The 1641-nt window shown below is 39.3% G+C and carries 1 protein-coding gene; it reads left to right on the top strand.

Annotated features, from left to right (window positions below):
• Positions 1-1618 (top strand): ISL3 family transposase (locus H8S65_RS20780; RefSeq protein ID WP_186931710.1); only part of this gene is annotated, 1618 nt, incomplete at its 5' end.
• Positions 1619-1641: the final 23 nt, after the last annotated feature.

Consider the following 1641-nt stretch of genomic DNA (forward strand, 5'->3'; position numbering starts at 1 on the left):
AAAGATACAAGAAAATTCAGAACAAAAATCAGAAAGTGCAAATTTAACAAGGGGCTGCTCCTTACTCATTGATGAGCTTGCGTTTTTTACAAGTATTCTATTCCATGATATACCTTGTTGGAGACTCAAGGAGATATCCTTGACAAATTATTCGCAGCTTCTCATATCCGTGGAAAGTACTCAGGAAACATCTTTATGTCCTTTGTGTCATAGGCCTTCCGGGAAGAAGCAAAGTCACTATAACCGACACCCTCAGGAGTTACCATTAGGCAATTATAGTTGCCGTCTTGACTTGAGGGTTCATCGTTTTTATTGCCAAAATCCGGAGTGTCGTCGTAAAATTTTCTGTGAACGCTTTGAAGATCACCTTCAATCCTATCAACGTTGTGTAGATAAGGTAAACGAACAAATCCTCTTCATGGGCTTGGAAGCGGGCGGCAGTAAAGGAGCTCGTTTATTAAATAAATCCCACATACAGATAAAGCGCAATAGTGTGATACGAAGAATATTAGCATCGCCCTTGCCCAATCATTCTTTAGTAGAAAATATAGGGATTGATGATTGGTCTAAACGCAAAGGACATGAATACGGTTCAATAATAATAGATAATGACACTCACAAACCTATTGATTTACTTGCCCATAGGGAGTCCGGTTGTGTGTGTGAGGCATTAAAAGGGTATACGAATTTAAAAACAGTCACCTCGGATCGTGCTGATTGTTTTTCAAAAGCCATCCGCGAGGCCTGCCCTGAAGCAAAAGAGATAGCAGACCGATGGCATTTATCGCACAATCTGTCAGAAGCAGTCCAACAAGCCTTCCGAGGTTATTACAATGGAATAAAGGGCACATTAAGCACATGCCAAGTAAAGAAGAAAGAGCAAGCGGGCTCTGTCCGTACGAGCAAAACAACTCTGAGACAGGAGAAATTTATTCGTATCAAGAAATTACAAAAGAGAGGTTGTACAAAATCAGAAGTAGTCCGTCTAACAGGAATAACACACAACACAGTCAATAAATATTGGATGCAAACGGAATTTAAACAGGTACAATACAAAAAACGCTCCGGCATTGAAGAGTATGACAGCTATTTAAAGATGCGTTTTCATGATGAGCAGGTTCAGAGTTCAGTCTCTCTCTTTAAAGAAATAAAAGAAATGGGGTACACCGGAAGCCGTGAAACGGTAAATCTCTACATCCGTTCCTGGAGGCCTTCTTTTAAACCAAAAGTAAAGATCCCCAAATGGAAGACATTATATTATTTATGTAAAAAGGAGGAGTCTAAATGTAGTGATCAAGAGAGGCTATGGCTCAAAGTTGTATATCAATCCAAGGAAATAAAAGAGTTACTGGCTGCTCAGAAAGAGTTCGATCAAGCGCTTAAATCCAGAGATGTAAAACTTCTAGAACAATGGCTTAAAACAGAAACCACATGCCTTGAGCTGAAACAATTTATCAATGGCCTTATACAAGACTACGATGCGGTTGTGAATGCATTACTCGAAAAATGGCATAACGGTACTACCGAAGGATTTGTCAACAAATTAAAGATGATTAAAAGAATGTGTTATGGACGAGCAAGCATAGAACTTCTCAAAAGAATGATGATTTGTGTATAAGGCAGCAAATGTGAACAAGACCC

The sequence above is a fragment of the Parabacteroides hominis genome (assembly GCF_014287585.1).
GTDB classification, from domain to species: Bacteria; Bacteroidota; Bacteroidia; order Bacteroidales; family Tannerellaceae; genus Parabacteroides; species Parabacteroides hominis.